A 17,889-nucleotide genomic window follows, 5' to 3' on the forward strand; every position below is an offset into this window, starting at 1 on the left:
ATAACCATGTGTGGAATCGTCGGCGCCGTTGCTGAACGTAATATCACGGCCATTTTGCTCGAAGGCCTCAAGCGCCTTGAATACCGCGGTTATGACAGCGCGGGCGTGGCAGTCTTCAGCAACGAAGGCACCCTTGAGCGCCGCCGTCGCTCTGGCAAGGTCAGTGAGCTGGAACAGGCACTTGCCGGCGAGCCGCTGATCGGTCGTCTGGGCATTGCCCACACGCGTTGGGCGACCCACGGCGCCCCGTGTGAGCGTAACGCCCACCCACACTTCTCGGCCGACACGCTGGTAGTTGTCCACAACGGCATCATCGAGAATCACGAAGCGCTGCGTGAACAGCTGAAAAGCCTGGGTTACGTCTTCGCATCCGATACCGACACTGAAGTCATCGTCCATCTGCTGCACCACAAGCTCAAGGACACCGCCGATCTGGCGGTTGCCCTGAAGGCTGCGGTGAAAGAACTTCACGGTGCTTATGGGCTTGCGGTCATCAATGCCGCGCAGCCGGATCGCCTGCTGGCCGCTCGCAGTGGCAGCCCGCTGGTTGTCGGCATGGGCCTGGGTGAAAACTTCCTGGCCTCCGACCAACTGGCGCTGCGTCAGGTCACTGACCGTTTCATGTACCTGGAAGAGGGCGACATCGCCGAGATCCGTCGCGACAGCGTGCAGATCTGGAACGTCGACGGTGTGTCGGTCGAGCGCGAAGTGGTGCAATACCATGAAGGCGCCGAAGCCGCCGACAAGGGTGAGTATCGTCACTTCATGCTCAAGGAAATTCATGAGCAGCCCAAGGTCGTACAGCGCACCCTCGAAGGTCGCCTGGGGCAACAGCAAGTGCTGGTCCACGCATTTGGTCCACAGGCTGCCGAACTGTTCGCCAAAGTACGCAATGTTCAGATCGTGGCGTGTGGCACCAGCTACCACGCCGGCATGGTCGCGCGTTACTGGCTTGAAGGCCTGGCCGGCATCCCTTGCCAGGTCGAAGTGGCCAGCGAGTTCCGCTACCGCAAAGTCGTGGTTCAGCCGGACACTCTGTTCGTCTCGATCTCGCAGTCCGGTGAAACCGCCGACACCCTCGCAGCGCTGCGCAACGCCAAGGAACTGGGTTTTCTGGCCAGCCTGGCGATCTGCAACGTCGGCATCAGTTCACTGGTGCGGGAATCCGACCTGACCCTGCTGACCCAGGCTGGCCCGGAAATCGGCGTGGCATCGACCAAGGCCTTCACCACCCAATTGGTCGCCTTGTTGCTGCTGACCCTATCACTCGGCCAGGTCAAAGGTTCGTTGGAGGAGGGCGTTGAAGCGCAACTGGTCGAGGAACTGCGTCGCCTGCCAACCCGCCTCGGCGAAGCGCTGGCAATGGACGGCACGGTCGAGAAAGTCGCCGAACTGTTCGCCGAGAAGCACCACACCCTGTTCCTTGGGCGCGGCGCACAGTTTCCGGTGGCAATGGAAGGCGCACTCAAGCTCAAAGAAATCTCCTACATCCACGCCGAAGCCTACCCGGCCGGCGAACTCAAGCATGGCCCGCTGGCGCTGGTCGACGCCGACATGCCAGTCGTCACCGTCGCACCGAACAACGAACTGCTGGAGAAACTCAAATCCAACCTGCAGGAAGTGCGCGCACGCGGCGGCGAGTTGATCGTGTTCGCGGATGAGCAGGCCGGCATGAAGAACGGAGAGGGCACCCACGTCATCGCCATGCCACACATCATCGATGCCCTGGCACCTATTCTGTACACCATCCCGCTGCAGTTGCTTTCGTATTACGTGGCTGTGCTGAAAGGGACGGATGTGGATCAACCGCGGAATCTGGCGAAGTCGGTGACGGTGGAGTGAGTTATCCACAGGGGTGGGGGTTTTGATTTTTGAGAATTAAAACTGTCGCAGGTTTCTCCAAAATAGTTTCTCGCCCCGTCACTTAGACAGCCCTCTTTGCCTCTCGGGGTCCGTTCGTGTCGCTGACGACGTGACGGACCCTATTCGCTCTGTTAGATACCGACTAGCAGGTCTGACTTTGGGGTAACTCCTTATGAGGCAACGCCAGGTCGGCAGATCGGTCAATTCTGCATCAGCGATAACACCGGGCTTCAGATTCGGGAATTTCTTATCTGTCGATGCCCGGAATCGTAACTCAGCCTTCGCTATTCATTGCCCGCCATCATCCCACGGCTCGTAGCGCCAACCTGTTGGTTGCCAGATGAACTGGTGCGTCAATTCCAAGGCCTGCAGAAAATCAAGATCGTGAGCACTCACTATGAGCGCGCCTTTGAATTGTCCGAGCAACTGCTCGACTGCTTCCAAGGCCGCGATGTCGAGATGGTTGTTCACTTCGTCGAGCAGCAACAGTTGCGTCTGTTCGGGGCCGCCTGCCAGCCAGGCGAGCGTTGCGCGCAGGCGCTCGCCACCACTGAGCCGACCGAATGGCGTAGCCATCTGCCGAGCGTCGAGCCCGGCGTTGGCGAAGACCTGGCGAAAGCGGCCCTCCTCGACAGTGCCCAGCTCATTGCGTAGCACCTGCTCGATACTGTGCTCGGGGTCGAAGGTTTGAGCGTGCTGGTCGATCAGGTGAGTGCGTAAGATATGCCGGGCGATGCCGCTGGCGGGCGCCAGTTGCCCGGCTATCACCTTCAGCAGGGTTGATTTTCCGCAGCCGTTCGGCCCGATCACCGCGACTCGCATCGGGCCGTGCAGGGTGAGATCGATGAAGCGGCTGTCGGGGGGCCGTAGGGGAGCTCGCAGTGTTCGAGCGTGACCACTTGGGTCGCGTTGGCGACCAGGCCGGTCGGGGCGAGCAGTTGGCTTGGGCGTACCGGCTCGACGTTCGCATTGGCCTGGTCGACCCGCTCTCGCGCCATTTGGCTCAGACGCGCCTGCTGGATGCGCTGATGGCCGCTGTGTTGCTCGGCGCGCTCTGCCTGCGCATTGGCGACGATGGCCGGGGTGCCTGTGGCACGCGCCACCTTACGACCATGACTGGCACTTTGCACTTCGCGCTGGCGGGCCATGGTGATCTGCTGCTCGACGCTGTCGCGTGCCGCGCGTGCCCTGACCAGTGCAGCCTGTGCGTTGTCCTGCTCGGCCTGGCGCTGCTCGCGATAGTTGTTGTAGCCGCCGCTGTATTGAACCAGCGCGTCGCTGCGAAGCTCGAGGATACGATCGGCATGTTCCAGCAGCGCCCGGTCGTGGGAGATGACAATGCGGGTTTCCTTGCCTTGGCGCAGCTATTTGCTCAACTGCTCGCGGGCCTGGCGATCCAGATGGTTGGTGGGCTCGTCGAGTATCAATACCCGCGCGCCGCCGAGGCGCAGACCGGCGAGCATCAGGCGTACAGTCTCGCCTCCGCTCAAGGCCTCGCTTGCGCGATCAAGCGGCAGATGGGCTAGGCCCAAGCGCGTCAGACAGGCGTGGATATCGCCCGGCAGGTTCCAGCGGTCGTCGATCAGGTCGAACAGCGCTGGGTCGCAGGCGCCCGCCTCGACCTCTGCCAAGGCCTGCAAAGCGTTATGTACCCCCAGCAGGTCGGCAACGGTCCCGTCGATAGGCCCGAGCCATTGCGGCAAATAACCGACACTGCCAGCACACTGGACGCTGCCTTCGCTCGCGGTCAGGCGACCCGCCATGATCTGCGCCAACATCGATTTGCCGCTGCCGTTGGGCCCGACGATGCCGGTGAACTGCCTGGAGAACGTTGCGTTGAGCCCCGAGAACAGCGGCCTGCCGTCTGGCAGGCGCAAGGTCAGGTCTTTGATGATCAAGGTGGCGTTGTCGCTATTCATCTCGATCTCTTCCCAAAACCAGGATGACCCAGCTCAGGGCCAGCGCAGCCACGCTCAACGAGGCCAGCAGCAGATTGCCCCAGACGCCGATTATCCCGCCGAGCAACGCCGTGACGGCTGCGGCGCCGGCAGCCAGTGAAGCGGCGATGCCCAGCACCGTGCCACGCAGGCTTGACTGCTCGCATGCCAAGGCATGCCCGATCAAAGCAGTGTAGGCCACCCCATAGGCGATCGCGGCAAGCGCACCGAAAACCAGGGCAAGCGAGTTGTCGAGCGTGGCCGCTAGCAATGCGCAGCTTACCACCAGCATGGGGATGGCAGCGCGCGCGATCTGTGGCGCTGGATACCGGGTTTGCAAGGCTCCGGCCACCCAGATGAAGGCGATGCACATGCCGATCCCGACCACTGTTAGCAGTAGGCTGATGCTGCCTACGGTCTGGCTCTGGCGTGCGAGCATCCAGGGCAAGTACTGGTAGAAGAGATTCCAGCCGATTTGCAGCCAGAGTAGTGCAAACAATGGTCTGCGCGTGGCTGGCGAGGTGAAGCCGTTCAAGACCTGTCTGATCAGCGATGGGCCCGTTGTTGCAGCCGGAGCTGGGGTAGAGGGCAGCAAGAAGGCCATCAACAGGCACAGCACGCTGAGGGTCAGCGCGACCTGCAAGGGCAGGAGCAGGCTAGCTCCCGGTGTATGAGCTGCTAGCAGGATGCCCGTGAGCGCGGGACCGGTGAAAAACCCCGCAGTCATGGCAAACATTACCCAGCCAATGCGTTTCATTGCGCTGTCGGGGGTCTGGACCAGCATGGCCTGTGCTACCGGGACGCTACCGGCGAAGGTGCCTCCCAGCAAGCGCCCGGCGATCAGCAAGCCCACGCTGCCCACGCTCACGGCCCAAGTGCTCAGGGCATAACCGGCGACCGACCCTGTCACCGCAAGCAGAAGCGTTGGGCGCCGCCCGATGCGGTCTGAAAGCGCACCCAGCAGAGGCGCGCCCACCATCATCGCAAAGGCGTAGCCTGCCAACAGCACGCCGTAGAGCCAGGCGGTCCGAGCGGCAGTAGGTGCGCTGCCGAAAACCACCCCCGCAGGGTCGCCCGGGTCGAGCAGCATCGGTAGCATCGGCAGCAGCAATGCCGTGCCCAGGCCGTCGATGAAAATGATCATCAGCAGGATCAAGGGCGCGGCCTTGGCAGTGGCGGGTGTCTGCGAGAGAACGGCGGTCATGGCTGGCTCCTTGCGAAAAAGGTGCGAGTGGGCATGGTGTCAGGTGCGGCAATCCGAGTCATTCGCCGTAGGTCCTCAGGTAGCGGCCATCGAGAAAGCGTTGGCTCAGCGCCAGGTAATCGCATCGCTCCGACTGCGCCATGGTTTCGAAGAACAACATCTCGCGGGTGATCAGTTCCACACCGTGGCGTGACATGCGCGAGAGCGCGACTTCGTGATCCAGGACGCTGCGGGACGCCACTGCGTCTACCACAACCGAAACCTGGTCACCGCGTGCGCGTAGCGCCAGTGCCGATAGTAAAAACGCTCTCTAAGCATCCTGTTCACAAAAGCCCCTGTGGATAAATAAAAAACCGAAGGAGCCATTCTGGCTCCTTCTTAATTCCCCGTTTTCTGCCTCTCGACCTTTGCAGCGCCATACCGGCTTCCCACCCCGACAAACCACCACACCGCAAACACCCCCAGCAACGCTGTCACCGCAGCCATTCCCAGAATTACCCCTTGCACACCCAAAGGCGCTGCCAATAATGCCACCAGCAATCCAGCCAGCGGTTGTGACAGGTTGTTGAGCAAGGTGATCACGCCCACGGTTTTGCCGAAATCCTGAGGTGGAATGACGCGCTGGCGGATGCTGCGCATGTAGACGTTGAACATTTTGTCGAAGCTGACGATCAGCAGGAAACCTGTTGTATAGCCCGCCAGATTCGGGCTCATGGCCGTAATGAACGCGCCAGCGGTGATCATGGGATAAGCGACGCCGCCAAGAATCCGAAGGGGCGCTGGCAGTCGGGCGAGGAGCAACAGAATGACGATGGTTGCCACCGCCCCCGCCGTCTGCAGCCCGGCGTAGTCGTTCGTGTCGGCGCGGTACTCGCCGATCACCATAGCTGCCGAAGTCGCCAGCGTGACGCCGACGATCAGGTTCACGCCGACGGCCAGGGTGATGATCTTTTTCAGTTCGGCCAATGCGTGGATGTGGCCGAAGGCAATTCGCAGGGGTTGCAGCCAGATGTCCTGATGCTGCGCGTGGACCTCAAGTGTGATGTTGCTGAGACGCTGCCATACCCGCATGCTCAGGTCGGCCAGCACGAACAACCCGGCTACCCACATCACCACCCAGTACCAGGCCCAGATATTCAGCCATAGCGCTGCCACCAGTGGCCCGAGAACCAGCCCTGTCTGATCGGCGATTTGTGAGTAGGACAGGGTTTTGGTGTAGCTGTAGTGCTGAAAGATGTGCGGCATCAGCACCTCGCGGGCCATGATGCCTTGGGTGGTCAGTATCCCGCACAGTGCCGACAGCACCACCAGCCAGGCGATGCCGCCGAAGATCGCATAGAGCAGCGTTGCCACGACGCACAGCAGCGCGCGGCAGGCCTGACTGATGTGCAGAATCCTGACGGGCGAGAACCTGTCACACAAAGCGCCGCATGGCGGAAACGCGAGGTAGCGCGGTAGCGATTCGGCAAAAAACGCCAGCCCGGCCCAGGACGCGCTTTGGGTGGTCTGGAACACGACCAGCGGCACGATGAAGAGCAGAATCTGGTCGGCCAGCCGTGACAGAAACAGTGAGATGAAGAAAGCCAGGTAATCCCGACGCACAGTGACCTCCTGTCAACCGGCAGCACAACGTGGCCACCTGGTGCGACATTAGCAGGCGGAGAATGGGCTGTCGTTGAGGTCGTGGCGTTTGTCGCAGCGACGGGTTTGGAGACGTACCAGACAGCCGCTGTTCGTTAAAGTCACTATTGCGACCAGACCCAGCCACCAGAGCCAGGTCAATAAATCGCCCAGCACCCCGGCGTCAGCAGCTCTACCAGATGTTCATCCGGATCGCGGAAATAAATGCTCGAACCACCCTTTGGCCATTGGGTTCTGCCTTCGATGGCGACGTTGGCTTGAGCGAGCCGATCAACCCATGGCTGCATCTGGTCAGCGTCGATGGCAAAGCACACATGAATGCGTCCCTGTGCATCGTGTGGCGGAATTTCTCCACCACTCAGGTATTGGGTTTCAAGTGAAGCCCCGCGCTTGAACAGCAGTAAAGTGTTCAAGCCTCCAACGTTGAACGCTATCAATGTCGGGCTTTCGAACATGACCTCCAGTTCAAGTGTCTGCTGATAGAAACGCCCGGCCTCTGCAAGATCTTCTACATAAAGCGCTGTTTCAATGATTCTGTTCAGTCGTGGCATGTGCTGTCCTCCTTGATGCCGTGAAGAGATGCCGTTGGCTATCCAGTTAGAGCTGGTTGATCCACGGCACCTGTCCAGTTCTACTGGAATGAACAGTCACCGACCAATTTCAGGTTCTTATGCACGGCATTGACACGGACTATCAAGAAAAGGCAGGCGACAAAATGCAGCGTCTCCGAGTGTCGAGACTTTTGCCATTGGCGTATTGGAAATAGCGGAGCGCTGGAAATAATGGGCGAAACGCTGGGCTGCATGGCCCAGCCCGCTTAAGTCCGTCGAGTGACGATCAATTCCACGGCAGCGATACGGTCCACGTCTTCGTAACCGTCTTCCAGCAGTTCCTCGCCGAACACATCCGGGTCCAGTTCGCGGTAGGTCCATGCCAGCGCTGGATGGTCGATATCGCCACGGACTGCATCGAAGAACGGGTCATGCTCGCCGACCATTGCCACGCCGGTATAAAGCACCAGCGAGCCGCCCGGCGTTAGGCGGTCCACGGATTCACGCAGGATGCGCACCGACAGGTCCGCGCCAAGTGCGTCACCGCCATGGCGGTAAGCCCGGCGCTTGCTGTCTTTCATGTACGGCGGGTTGGCGACGATCAGGTCGAAGTAGCCGGTCACGCCCGAGAGGATATCGCTTGGGCAGCACTCCACATTGTGCAGACCGGCGACAGCGGCGTTGGTCTCGGCGAAGTGCAGCGCTTTCGGGTTGATGTCGACGGCATACACGTGGGCTTCGGGGCGGGCAACGGCGATCAGCAGGCCACCGGCTCCGGTGCCACAACCAATATCGACGGCGCGGCTGATCGGATGCGACGTGTTCTGCAGATGGCGATTGATCGATTGCGCAAAGCGATAAGTATCAGGACCGAAAAACACCGAGTCTTCTTCAGTTGTCGGGAACGCTGAGTGCACCAGCAGCAGATCATTCAGGCTCGAAAATCTGACTCGGCTCTTCAGGCCGTCTTCGCTGCGTTCAAGAACGCCGGCGTCCAGCAGGCCTTGCGCTTCCGAGACCGGCAGCATGAATTCCGGGATCAGACGGCTCCAGCCAAAAATATCCCGCAATGAGGCGGCGACGCGATTTTCCGGGCGCTGATTGACGTGACGGTGGGTCAGTGGCGTCGGCGTAATAAAGCGGTAGCCGGTGGTTTTCAGGCGTTCTGTCAGCGTGATCAGCGCGGTGCGGTCGGGCAGCGGATGACTCATGCGTGCGCTCCCGTCAGGCGTTCGGCCATGCTGCTGACAAACAGGCGAGTAGCGTGCAGACCGGCCGCCGTGGCATGCCGTGCGGGCGACATGCTTGCGATCAAAGTGGACATCTTTTCAGTCGCCGGCGCTGATTCGAGCTTCATGTGTAACTCGCGAACGTCCGGGTCGATATCTGCCGAGGTCGGTTGCGCAATGGCAGGCGAGGGCTGGCCGCCCTGCACGTTGCGAAAACGTGAACGAAACGCTTCGGGCAAGCGCTTGCCATTGGTTGCCTGGGCGCTGCCATCGGAGAGCCAGTCGCCGGCAATCCAGTCGTGCACGAGTTGCTTCTCATAGCCGTTGAAGACGCCGAACATCGGCGCGCCAGCGCCTTCGAACAACTTCCAGAAGCGGCTGTGCAACGGATCTTCGTGACGCTTGATCCAGCCTCGGTTCTCCAGCACAGCGAGAAACTCCGGGATCTGATCCGGCTCGGCAAGCCACTCGTTGACGGTCTTGCCATCCAGCCGGCAGTAGTCGGAATGCATATGCTGACCGAACGTCCGCTTGCGCTCGAGCATGGCCACCACCTCCTGCTCCAAATCGAACGACTGAATGACCTCGGAAGAACCCATGCCCAGTTCATTCAAGCGATAGCCGTTGGCGACCCGCCGATAGAACTCATCGCGCTCCTGACCGACCGGCATCAGTTCGACGACGCTTTGCGCAGCCTTGCGTGCATGCCCGGTGCTGGCGTTATCGATCGTGACGTGCAGGGTGAAATAATAAGGGTCGATGCCCAGCTCGTTCAGTTCGAATGAGGTAATGAGCAAGTGCAGCGGCAGTTGTTCATAGCCCAGGTTGTAGCCAATGACTTCAGGAAGGTACTGATCACTCAACTGGCCTAGCGACAGCTGAATGGCGGCTTGCAGATACGCTTCATCCGGCAGCGGGGCGCTGGTGTCGCAGTCAAGATCGGCCAGCAGTTTGCGGTACAGCGACACATGGTTCTGCGCCTGCTCGCCATCTCCCAACTCTTCCAGATAGGTGCGAATCAGGCCGTGGAATCGATAGTCCGCCCAGTGCGGCAGCAGCCCGTACAACCAGGCCCCGTCGACCAGCTTCACCGGCGCAACGTGCTGGATGAAATACATTGCCTGCGCCTTGGTCTTGAAGAACCGTCGCGGCTGGCCGTTACGGCGCTCTTCCAGATAACGCGCGTATTGATCGGCGACGACTCCGACGTTGTGTTCCATCCACTGTTCGAGCGCTTCCGGTTGCGCCGGAAGATCGCAGGCTTCCCGCTCTGCGCGAGCCAGACAGTGATTCAGAAACGTGACCGCATCATGTTGATGTTCTGGAGCCCGATCATTCATCCATGACTGGTAGATGGTCTTTGAGCGGGCTTCTTCAACGACGGTTTGGACGACGGCGGTGCCGTTCATCACTTGAAGAGACGTCATGAAAATCTTACCTCGGCAGTTGAAAATCACGATAGACGCGGTCACGCGAGACTTTCTGTTGTTCTGTGCAGCGTAAGAAAGGGAGTGCCGAGGTCGAGATAAAATTCAGCGAATTTTGCCTGTTGCCGATAGGTGGCGATTATCTGGACAGATGACGGCAAGTGGTCAAAAACGCGGAACGCAGATTTCCGAGGTGGGTCCGAACCTGTATGCCGTCGATCACGATGGCATTTTTAGCCCATAGAAGTAGCCCACAAAAGGATGACCGAAAATGAACAATTATTTTCGCATGAGCGCCATTGCCGTTGTACTTTCGCTTGGTTCTCAGGTGGCTGTTGCCGCTCAGGACGCTGATGACTTTGTAGAGGACGCCTCTGCAAAAGGTATCGCGGAAGTACAGCTGGGCAAGCTGGCACTGGATGAGAAGGACATATCCCCATCCGTAAAAGAATTCGCGGAGCAGATGGTCAAGGATCACACAGCCGCCAACGAGAAGCTGGCGACGATTGCCAAGGACAAGAAGCTTGAGGTGTCTGACGATCCCATGCTGATGGACAAGGCCAAGGCCCTGATCCTGGAAATGCGCAAGAAGTCATTTGATCAGGCGTATGCGAACAATCAGGTTGTTGCGCATGAAGAAACCATCAAGCTGTATGAAGAAGAAGCCAATAACGGCAAGGATCCAGAGTTGATGGCGTTTGCAAAAGCGACCCTGCCGACCCTGAAAGAGCATCTGGCCCACGCGAAGAAGCTGGCGGCTGAGCACGGCGGCGACGCTGCGAAAAAGTAACGTAGCCGTAATAGGCTGACGTGATTACGCCGCATGCCCGGAACTCCCTCGCGAGAGATCAGGTCATGCGGCTATTTGTGTACGGGGGTATTGATTACTTCTTGGAGGTGGCTGCCTGAGCACCGCCCTGTTCAGCGATAGCGGTCAGCTTCTCATCAGCGCCTTTTTCCTCAGCCAGCGTCTCACTCAGCAACTTCACAGCGTCTTTCATACCCAGATGTTTAGCCATAGCGATGAGTGTGCCGTAGGCGGCAATCTCGTAGTGCTCGACTTTCTGACAAGCGCCGATCAAGCCTGCATCCAGTACTTCGCCTTTTTCGATCTCGTCCAGCAACTCTTTGCTTTCTTCGATCAAACCTTCCATCGCCACGCATTTCATACGCTTGAGCTTCAAGCCTTCAGCTTCCACCAACTGGTCGATACGCTCGATCTGGCCCTGGGTTTCTTCCAGGTGCATCTTGAACGCTTCGGCAAGCAGCGGATTGGTCGAAGCACGTGCCAGCTTTGGCAGCGCTTTGGTGATTTGCTTCTCGGCGCTGTAAACATCCGAAAGTTCATGAATGAACAGATCTTGTATGGTTGTACGGGCCATGTCGTTAATCCTTTTTACGAGTGAAGTTATCCACAGGCGAGGCTGATATTCGGCCTCGCCTGCAGGTTTATAAAAGGTTGAAGCGTGCTACGAAAAACCGGGTAATCAGCGTCTGGGCAAGTTGTTGTCCAGCAAGGTCCCGACACCAAAGACTTTGGTGGCCATGACTACCTGAAAGCCTCTGCGTGCCAGAAGCGCCTGTGCCTCGAAAGCACGAAGCCCGTTCACGAATACCGCATCTGTCAGTGCGTGCTTGAACTCGCCATCAGGCGAGAGGTGCTTGTTGGAGCGTGTGTGCTTCATGATCCTTTCTCCTGATCGCAACGTCAGAGCCGTTCAGAGCCTTTCAAGGGGCTGCCCTTTGCAGGACAGCCCCGCAAGGAAGATCTCTTAACGGTCTTTACCCTGAACAAACCCCGACCCAAGGTCAGCGCCGGTAATAGGATTGGACGTCGGATCGGACATAGTCCGTTCCTTCATCATTTCCAGAACTTCTGTATCGTCGGCATTCAGCTCTACAGATGCAGAACCATCACCGCCATCGACTGCCGGCTCAGGCGACTCGACGAACTCCCACTCTTCGCCTTCGTTCCACGGGCCACGTACATTTGGCGCGCCGGACATGTTGAAGAATGTGTTGGTGAACCTTGGATCGCCAGGCAGCTTGCCTTGCGGGAAGTTAGGCTGAATAGCGTGCAGGGCTTTTTCGAAGGACAACTGGTGAGCGATCTCACGGGTCATGAGAAAGCCCAGCGCTTCTTTCACGCCTGGATCATCGGTGACATTCATCAAACGTTCGTAAACGATCTTCGCCCGTGCTTCGGCGGCGATGTTGGAGCGGAAGTCGGCAGTGGGCTCGCCGATGGTATCGATGTAGGCAGCGGTCCACGGCACACCGGCAGAGTTGGTCAAAGGCGCGCCAGCTCCATAAAGCAGGCTGGTGATGTGCGAATCGTTACCGTCGCCGTTAATAGCGCGATACAGCTCGCCTTCTTCCTGGATACCTTCAGCCAGTTGGCCTTTGGCACCCTTGTTGAGCATGACGATAATCGAACCCACGATTTCGAGGTGGCTGAGCTCCTCGGTGGCGATACTCATCAGCAGATCTTTACGGCCTGGATCATCTTCACTCAGGCCTTGGGTGAAGTAACGTCCGGCGGCTGCCAGTTCACCTTGAGCGCCACCGAATTGCTCCAGCAACAGATTGGCGAGTCCTGGATTTGGACGGGCCACACGTACGGTATATTGAAGTCGTTTGTTATGAATGAACATGTCGTTTCCTCAGGCTTTGTCTCTTCGGGAAGCGTTAACCCATACGAATGGGCTTGATTCAACGCAGTCACTGGGTATGAGAGGGGAGGCCTGTAAACGTTGCTTGAAACTTTGTTCTTATGGGACGAGCGGTGTAAAAATCGGAGTTCAATAGAGTTTGCTTATCCAGAGATTGATCAGGGAAAAGTGAGGGTCTGTAGTTCAGGCCTTGCTGGCTGGGCGGCGCGGGCTGACAACGCTTTGATCATTAATTTAATGAACTGATTTACGTTATAAACATGGTCTATTAACACACTAATATGTGCGTCTATTCATTTGAGTGTATGGGTTGATGGCAGTGTGATATCGTTTAAATTATAGTAATAATATTTTGAATTTTTTGAAACACCCATGATCTGTTTTGCGAGTTGACAAAGCAGGAGCAACCCCCATGGCTGATGAAAAACACTACCGTATCGATTACCTGCTGCATGGCAGTTACAAGACGTTCTATATAAGGGCTGTTGCCATGGACAACCGGGAGGCCTGGCATTGGGCTTCGGTTGATGCAGGTTTTGGTGCTATTCCCAAATACCGTTCAGACCCAGTGCCCAAACTGAGCAAACCTCAGGCTGAAAAACTCGGCTTGTCGAATGTGGAGTGGGCAAGGGCCTGAAAGACCTGTCATCCCTTAAAGCAGAATGACGCCAGCCGTCGTGCAGCCAGGTTGTCGCACGACGGTGACGGTACTGACTCGTAGTTACGCCAGCCAGATTCTCGGTTTCTTGCGCTGCCCCGGTTACCACGCCCTCGTTTGAGTCATCACTTCCTGCCTGAAATTCTGTGCTTGCTGAACCCCCTTCGCAACTGCATACCCTTCTCGTCCTCAAGTTCTGCGCGCCCTTGCCGATAGGTCGGTATCAGATGATGGCCCTCATTGAACTTCTCAATGACGCTTTGCATCTGAAATGATGCCAAAGTGCTTTCACTCGAATGAATGATCTGTTCGGGATCGCAAAAATGACCTGCACCTGCCGTGATGCAAAGAAAGGAGTTTTTTCAGCCGGATCAGGCAACCTACTTAAAACGAGAAAAACATGAACATTCTTTCGCCTGGTATCAGCCTGACCAACCGGCTGCGTTTCCCTGCCAAATTTGCTGTTTTAGCCATCATTATCGTTATCCCGCTGGTCGTGCTCGGGCTGAGCGTCTTCAACAGCCTGAATTCGAGCATCGACACTGTCGAGCAAGAGCGCGTCGGCCGTGAATATCTGCAGGTCGTTACCCCGATTCTGAAACTGTCCATGCTGCAGCGCGCGCATACCAACCGGTTGCTCTCCGGAGACGCCTCTGCCGCTCAGGACCTGACCAACAACCGTGCCCAACTCGAAACAGCCCTGAATAACCTGGTTGATATGGATGCCCGTGAGGGACGCCTGCTGGAAACGGAGAATCGTGTTCAGCAGCTCCGTGAGGGCGCCAGATCATTGATGGAAAGCGTCAAGCCAGGTCGTGCGCAAGACGAGCTGTTTGCACAGTGGAGCGAGCAACTGGCCCAGACACTCAACTTTATTTATTACGTCTCGGCCACCTCGGGCATGGTCCTGGACGAAGATTACGCTTCGTTGTTCCTGATCGATTTGAGCACCATTCGCATGCCCAGAGAAATCAATGTGGCCGGTCAGATTCGCGGTATCACGGCGGGTTTGAGCACCGGTCAGGGGCTGAGCGTACCGATGCGCGGTTCGCTTGAAAGCCTGTTGAAAATCGAGCTGCAATTTCGTGCCGAGCTGGAACAAAGCGTTCGACTGCTCAAGCGCCGCTCACCAGAGCTCGCCACTCGCATTGGCGAGCCTATTGCGGCTGCGACCTCGACGATGGACAGCTTTCGCAACGACCTGCATGCCTATGTTAAAGGCACGGAGTTCTCGGTCCAGCAGGGTCAGGCGCTCGGTGCCCGCGGTAATGTCGTAGTAGCGGGCCTTTACAAAGCCCAGGACGAAATTCAGGCCGCGCTTCAGGGTGAATTGGATACGCGCTACGACGCACTTCTGCGACAACGCGAAGTCGTCATCGCCATGTGCGTGGTTATGGGACTTCTACTGCTCTATGCCTTTTGCAGCATCTATCGTGCCTTGCGCGTCGCCATCGACAGTCTGCTGGGTGTTACACGTCGCCTGGCCGAGGGTGATCTGAGTGCGCGAGTGCAGGTAGTCAGCAGGGACGAAGTGGCCGATATCGGCAACGGTCTGAACCTGATGGCAGAGGCGTTTTCCAGCTCCATTTCGCATATGGATCGCACCTCGTACGAGCTGTCTGACGTGGCCGCGCGACTGGGCACTTCCATCGGTCTTGCCAAGCAATCGATGAACGCACAACAGGCTGAAACCGAGCAGGTCGCCACCGCCATCAACGAAATGACCGCGAGCGTTGCCGACGTGGCGCAGAACACCGAAGGCGCAGCGTTGGCCGCTGATGAGGCCAACACGGCTTCGCGCAACGGTTTGCGCATCATGCATCAGGCGCACACGACGATTCAGGCGCTGGCAGATGAAGTTGAAGTCAGCGCTCAGAAGGTGCAGGCGCTCGCTTTGCACAGCCAGTCGATTGGCGGCGTTATCCAGGTGATCAGCACCATTGCCGATCAGACTAATCTGCTGGCGCTCAATGCGGCCATCGAGGCGGCGCGTGCTGGCGAACAGGGTCGCGGTTTTGCGGTCGTGGCCGACGAGGTCCGCACGCTGGCATCGCGTACTCAGGCGTCGACTGAAGAGATCCGCAGCATCATCCAGCAGCTGCAAAGCGCGACCGATGCCGCCGTGCAGCAGATGCAGGCCGGGCAGCACAAAGCTCAAGCATGCATCAGCGCGGCCAGCGAAGCGTCGGGCAGCTTGTCGAGTATCAGTGAGGGCGTCGAGCGTATTGTCGAAATGAACACCCAGATTGCCAGTGCTGCCGTACAGCAGCATGCCGTTTCCGAAGACATCAACCGTAACGTCATGGAGATCCGCAACAGCTCCGGGACTTTGATGCTCGGTATCGATAACAACGCTGTAACGGCCGACGAACTGGCCCGGGTTGCAAACGATATGCGCAATGTCGTTGCACGATTCAAGCTGGTTGGTTAGCCGGACCGGGGGCCTGCAGCCCCCTTTTTTTGTTGAAAAATCAGTGTTCAAGTGCTGTCTGTTTTTTTTATCAAGTTTTGCACTTCTGCGGCCGATAGCTCTGGCGCGCGGTTTTGCTGTTCATAAAAACAAGTCCTCAGCTCGGTCGGTGCGCATAAAAAAGCATAATTTGGAGAAGTTATGAACAGCAGTTTTGCGAATATCAGCGTCAACAAGAAGTTGGCACTGGGCTTTGGGACCGTTCTTTTTTTCACGGCAATTCTTGCGCTCGTCGGCTGGACCAGCCTCGACAAGCTCATCAACCGTATCGATAGAATCAGTGACATCGCTCAACTCAGCAGCAACCTGACCAATCTGCGCGTTGCGCGTCTGCAATACATGCTCACCGACGGTGACGAGACCGCTGCGCAGAACATGCAAAGCAAGCTGGATGCTTTCAAGGCGCAACAGGAGTCACTGCGCGGCCGCTTCACCAATCCTCTGAATCTGAAGCCGATGGGTGAGCTGGCGCAGGTCACTCGTGATTACGAAACCTCGCTCAACAGCATGCGGGCGGTTTACCGGGATGCCGTAAAAGTACGCACCGATATCACTTCAAACGCAGCTACTGCGACTCAGGTGGTGGAAGCGCTGAACGAGACGGTCACGCGCATGGACCCCTCGGACCCGACACGTTTTGATCTGTCACAGCGGGTCAATGCGGCCAGGCAGGATGTCTTGCTGGCAGGGAATGAAGTTCGCGGTTATACCGCCAAGCCGGACGAGAAAAGCGAGAGGGCCGCTTTCCAGCAACTGGATGCCGCCATCAGTCGTCTGGGCACGCTCAAAGCCGCGTTCGGTGCCAGCAATGGCGCGCAGGTTGCGCAATTTGAAACTGCACTTCGCAACTACCGCACGGCTCTGGATGCCTTCAAGGCGACCGCTCAGACCGCAGGCGATGTGCGCAAGGACCTGACGACTCAGGGCGCCACCATCGTCAAGCTGGGAGAGCAGTTGTATGGGCTGCAGATGCAACTGGCCCAGGCTGACACTGCCAAGGCGCGTAATCTGCAGATCGGCTGCGTGGTGCTGGTCATGCTGCTCGGCATTCTGGCGGCGGTTGTCATCACTCGGCAGATCACTCGCCCGATACGCGATACGCTGGCGATCGTCGAGCGCATCGCTTCCGGCGATCTGACTCATACGGCGGCCATCACCCGACGTGATGAACTGGGCGTATTGCAACAGGGCATTCAGCGCATGGGCAACACATTGCGTGAGCTGATTTCCGGTATTCGTGACGGCGTCACACAGATTGCCAGTGCTGCCGAAGAGCTGTCGGCGGTGACCGAGCAGACCAGCGCCGGCGTCAACAGCCAGAAGGTCGAAACCGATCAGGTTGCGACGGCGATGCATGAAATGTCGGCCACTGTTCTTGACGAAGTCGCCCGCAATGCCGAGCAGGCCTCCGTTGCGGCATCCGATGCCGACAAACAGGCTCGCGAAGGCGACAAAGTGGTGGGCGAGGCCATCCAGCAGATCGAACGGCTGGCCACTGAAGTGGCTCGTTCGTCCGATGCAATGAATGTGCTGGAGCAGGAAAGCGACAAGATCGGCAAGGTCATGGACGTGATCAAAGCGGTGGCCGAGCAGACTAATCTGCTGGCGCTCAACGCCGCTATCGAAGCGGCGCGTGCCGGTGAGGCGGGGCGGGGTTTTGCGGTGGTTGCCGATGAAGTGCGCGGCCTGGCCCAGCGCACCCAGCAGTCCACCGAGGAAATCGAAGGGCTGGTTGCTGCGCTGCAGAACGGTACGCGTCAGGTATCAGGCATCATGCTGGGCAGCCGGGCACTGACCGACAGCAGTGTCGAGCTGACCCGCAAGGCGGGCACGTCGCTGGAAAACATCACCCGGACGGTGTCGAACATTCAGGCCATGAACCAGCAGATCGCAGCGGCCGCCGAGCAACAAAGCTCGGTTGCCGATGAAATCAGCCGCAGCATCGTCAATGTCCGCGACGTGTCCGAACAGACCGCCGAAGCCAGTGAAGAAACCGCCGCCTCCAGCGTCGAACTGGCCCGCCTGGGTGGACAGTTGCAAATGATGGTCAGCCACTTCCGGGTGTAATGGCAAAGCCCAGCTGGCCAGCATGGGATGAGAGTTACAAGACTCGTCCCATGCTCCGGCCTGATGCTGCTGTTTTAGCCTCACGTTATATAACCGTGTCCGCACTGAGTTATTCATATCCCTATACCTTCGTATAAATAACCCATACTGACCGATAAACATGACCTACT

General features: G+C 58.1%; 17 protein-coding genes and 2 pseudogenes. 7 read left to right on the forward strand and 12 right to left on the reverse strand.

All coding sequences use genetic code 11. The features are described 5' to 3' along the window. Window positions 1–6: 6 nt before the first annotated feature. Window positions 7–1,842 (forward strand): glutamine--fructose-6-phosphate transaminase (isomerizing), encoded by a 1,836-nt coding sequence (glmS, locus tag BLT55_RS22120; protein WP_054998623.1) that lies wholly within the window; start codon window positions 7–9, stop codon window positions 1,840–1,842. Between the two features lie 309 nt (window positions 1,843–2,151). Here the strand turns inward: glmS and BLT55_RS22125 are convergent, their stop codons facing one another. The 9 genes from BLT55_RS22125 to BLT55_RS22160 all read right to left on the reverse strand — a co-directional run bounded on the left by BLT55_RS22125 (window position 2,152) and on the right by BLT55_RS22160 (window position 9,852). Then, window positions 2,152–2,685, reverse strand: coding sequence for an ATP-binding cassette domain-containing protein (locus BLT55_RS22125; protein WP_235810130.1), 534 nt, complete (start codon window positions 2,683–2,685; stop codon window positions 2,152–2,154). Further along, the gene (locus tag BLT55_RS34050) at window positions 2,670–2,993 is read right to left on the reverse strand and encodes a hypothetical protein (RefSeq protein WP_244159009.1); all 324 of its coding nucleotides are present in this window, start codon (window positions 2,991–2,993) and stop codon (window positions 2,670–2,672) included. Before BLT55_RS34050 ends, BLT55_RS22125 begins: the two co-directional genes overlap by 16 nt. A gap of 234 nt (window positions 2,994–3,227) precedes the next feature. Beyond that, complete coding sequence (locus BLT55_RS22130) at window positions 3,228–3,782, reverse strand: ATP-binding cassette domain-containing protein (protein ID WP_074800893.1); 555 nt, start codon at window positions 3,780–3,782, stop codon at window positions 3,228–3,230. Next, window positions 3,775–5,004 (reverse strand): MFS transporter, encoded by a 1,230-nt coding sequence (locus tag BLT55_RS22135; RefSeq protein WP_054998622.1) that lies wholly within the window; start codon window positions 5,002–5,004, stop codon window positions 3,775–3,777. Before BLT55_RS22135 ends, BLT55_RS22130 begins: the two co-directional genes overlap by 8 nt. 58 nt (window positions 5,005–5,062) lie before the next feature. Continuing rightward, window positions 5,063–5,245 (reverse strand): cysteine hydrolase family protein, encoded by a 183-nt coding sequence (locus BLT55_RS22140; RefSeq protein WP_230850964.1) that lies wholly within the window; start codon window positions 5,243–5,245, stop codon window positions 5,063–5,065. A gap of 137 nt (window positions 5,246–5,382) precedes the next feature. Continuing rightward, complete coding sequence (locus BLT55_RS22145; RefSeq protein ID WP_054998621.1) at window positions 5,383–6,606, reverse strand: MFS transporter; 1,224 nt, start codon at window positions 6,604–6,606, stop codon at window positions 5,383–5,385. A gap of 176 nt (window positions 6,607–6,782) precedes the next feature. After that, a complete protein-coding gene (locus BLT55_RS22150) occupies window positions 6,783–7,196 on the reverse strand; it encodes a VOC family protein (RefSeq protein WP_054998620.1) in 414 nt (137 codons plus the stop codon). A gap of 266 nt (window positions 7,197–7,462) precedes the next feature. Next, the gene (locus BLT55_RS22155; RefSeq protein WP_054998619.1) at window positions 7,463–8,407 is read right to left on the reverse strand and encodes a methyltransferase; all 945 of its coding nucleotides are present in this window, start codon (window positions 8,405–8,407) and stop codon (window positions 7,463–7,465) included. Continuing rightward, complete coding sequence (locus BLT55_RS22160) at window positions 8,404–9,852, reverse strand: iron-containing redox enzyme family protein (RefSeq protein WP_054998636.1); 1,449 nt, start codon at window positions 9,850–9,852, stop codon at window positions 8,404–8,406. Before BLT55_RS22160 ends, BLT55_RS22155 begins: the two co-directional genes overlap by 4 nt. 271 nt (window positions 9,853–10,123) lie before the next feature. Between BLT55_RS22160 and BLT55_RS22165 the strand changes: the two genes are divergently transcribed. Then, entirely contained in the window at window positions 10,124–10,642 is a 519-nt protein-coding gene (locus BLT55_RS22165; protein ID WP_054998618.1) for a DUF4142 domain-containing protein, read from the forward strand. Between the two features lie 94 nt (window positions 10,643–10,736). Here the strand turns inward: BLT55_RS22165 and BLT55_RS22170 are convergent, their stop codons facing one another. From BLT55_RS22170 to BLT55_RS22180, 3 genes are all read right to left on the reverse strand, one after another. Beyond that, window positions 10,737–11,234 carry a YciE/YciF ferroxidase family protein gene (locus BLT55_RS22170; RefSeq protein ID WP_054998617.1) on the reverse strand — a complete coding sequence of 166 codons (498 nt, stop codon included), beginning with the start codon at window positions 11,232–11,234 and terminating at the stop codon, window positions 10,737–10,739. A 105-nt stretch (window positions 11,235–11,339) separates the two neighbouring features. Next, the gene (locus BLT55_RS22175; protein ID WP_054998616.1) at window positions 11,340–11,537 is read right to left on the reverse strand and encodes a hypothetical protein; all 198 of its coding nucleotides are present in this window, start codon (window positions 11,535–11,537) and stop codon (window positions 11,340–11,342) included. An 87-nt stretch (window positions 11,538–11,624) separates the two neighbouring features. Next, complete coding sequence (locus BLT55_RS22180) at window positions 11,625–12,506, reverse strand: manganese catalase family protein (protein WP_054998615.1); 882 nt, start codon at window positions 12,504–12,506, stop codon at window positions 11,625–11,627. A gap of 430 nt (window positions 12,507–12,936) precedes the next feature. Between BLT55_RS22180 and BLT55_RS22185 the strand changes: the two genes are divergently transcribed. The 5 genes and pseudogenes from BLT55_RS22185 to BLT55_RS34895 all read left to right on the forward strand — a co-directional run bounded on the left by BLT55_RS22185 (window position 12,937) and on the right by BLT55_RS34895 (window position 17,719). After that, the gene (locus BLT55_RS22185; protein WP_007252311.1) at window positions 12,937–13,161 is read left to right on the forward strand and encodes a DUF6555 family protein; all 225 of its coding nucleotides are present in this window, start codon (window positions 12,937–12,939) and stop codon (window positions 13,159–13,161) included. Window positions 13,162–14,575: 1,414 nt separating this feature from the next. Beyond that, window positions 14,576–14,743: pseudogene (locus tag BLT55_RS34880) on the forward strand (HAMP domain-containing protein); the annotation flags it as partial. A gap of 108 nt (window positions 14,744–14,851) precedes the next feature. After that, window positions 14,852–15,613: a methyl-accepting chemotaxis protein gene (locus tag BLT55_RS34885; RefSeq protein ID WP_375232669.1), complete on the forward strand. Its 762-nt coding sequence runs from the start codon at window positions 14,852–14,854 to the stop codon at window positions 15,611–15,613. A gap of 180 nt (window positions 15,614–15,793) precedes the next feature. Next, window positions 15,794–16,813 (forward strand): annotated as a pseudogene (locus BLT55_RS34890) (methyl-accepting chemotaxis protein); the annotation flags it as partial. Between the two features lie 198 nt (window positions 16,814–17,011). Further along, window positions 17,012–17,719, forward strand: coding sequence for a methyl-accepting chemotaxis protein (locus BLT55_RS34895; RefSeq protein WP_375233522.1), 708 nt, complete (start codon window positions 17,012–17,014; stop codon window positions 17,717–17,719). Window positions 17,720–17,889 lie beyond the last annotated feature (170 nt).

Source organism: Pseudomonas cannabina, from assembly GCF_900100365.1.
In the GTDB taxonomy this organism is placed as follows: Bacteria; Pseudomonadota; Gammaproteobacteria; order Pseudomonadales; family Pseudomonadaceae; genus Aquipseudomonas; species Aquipseudomonas cannabina.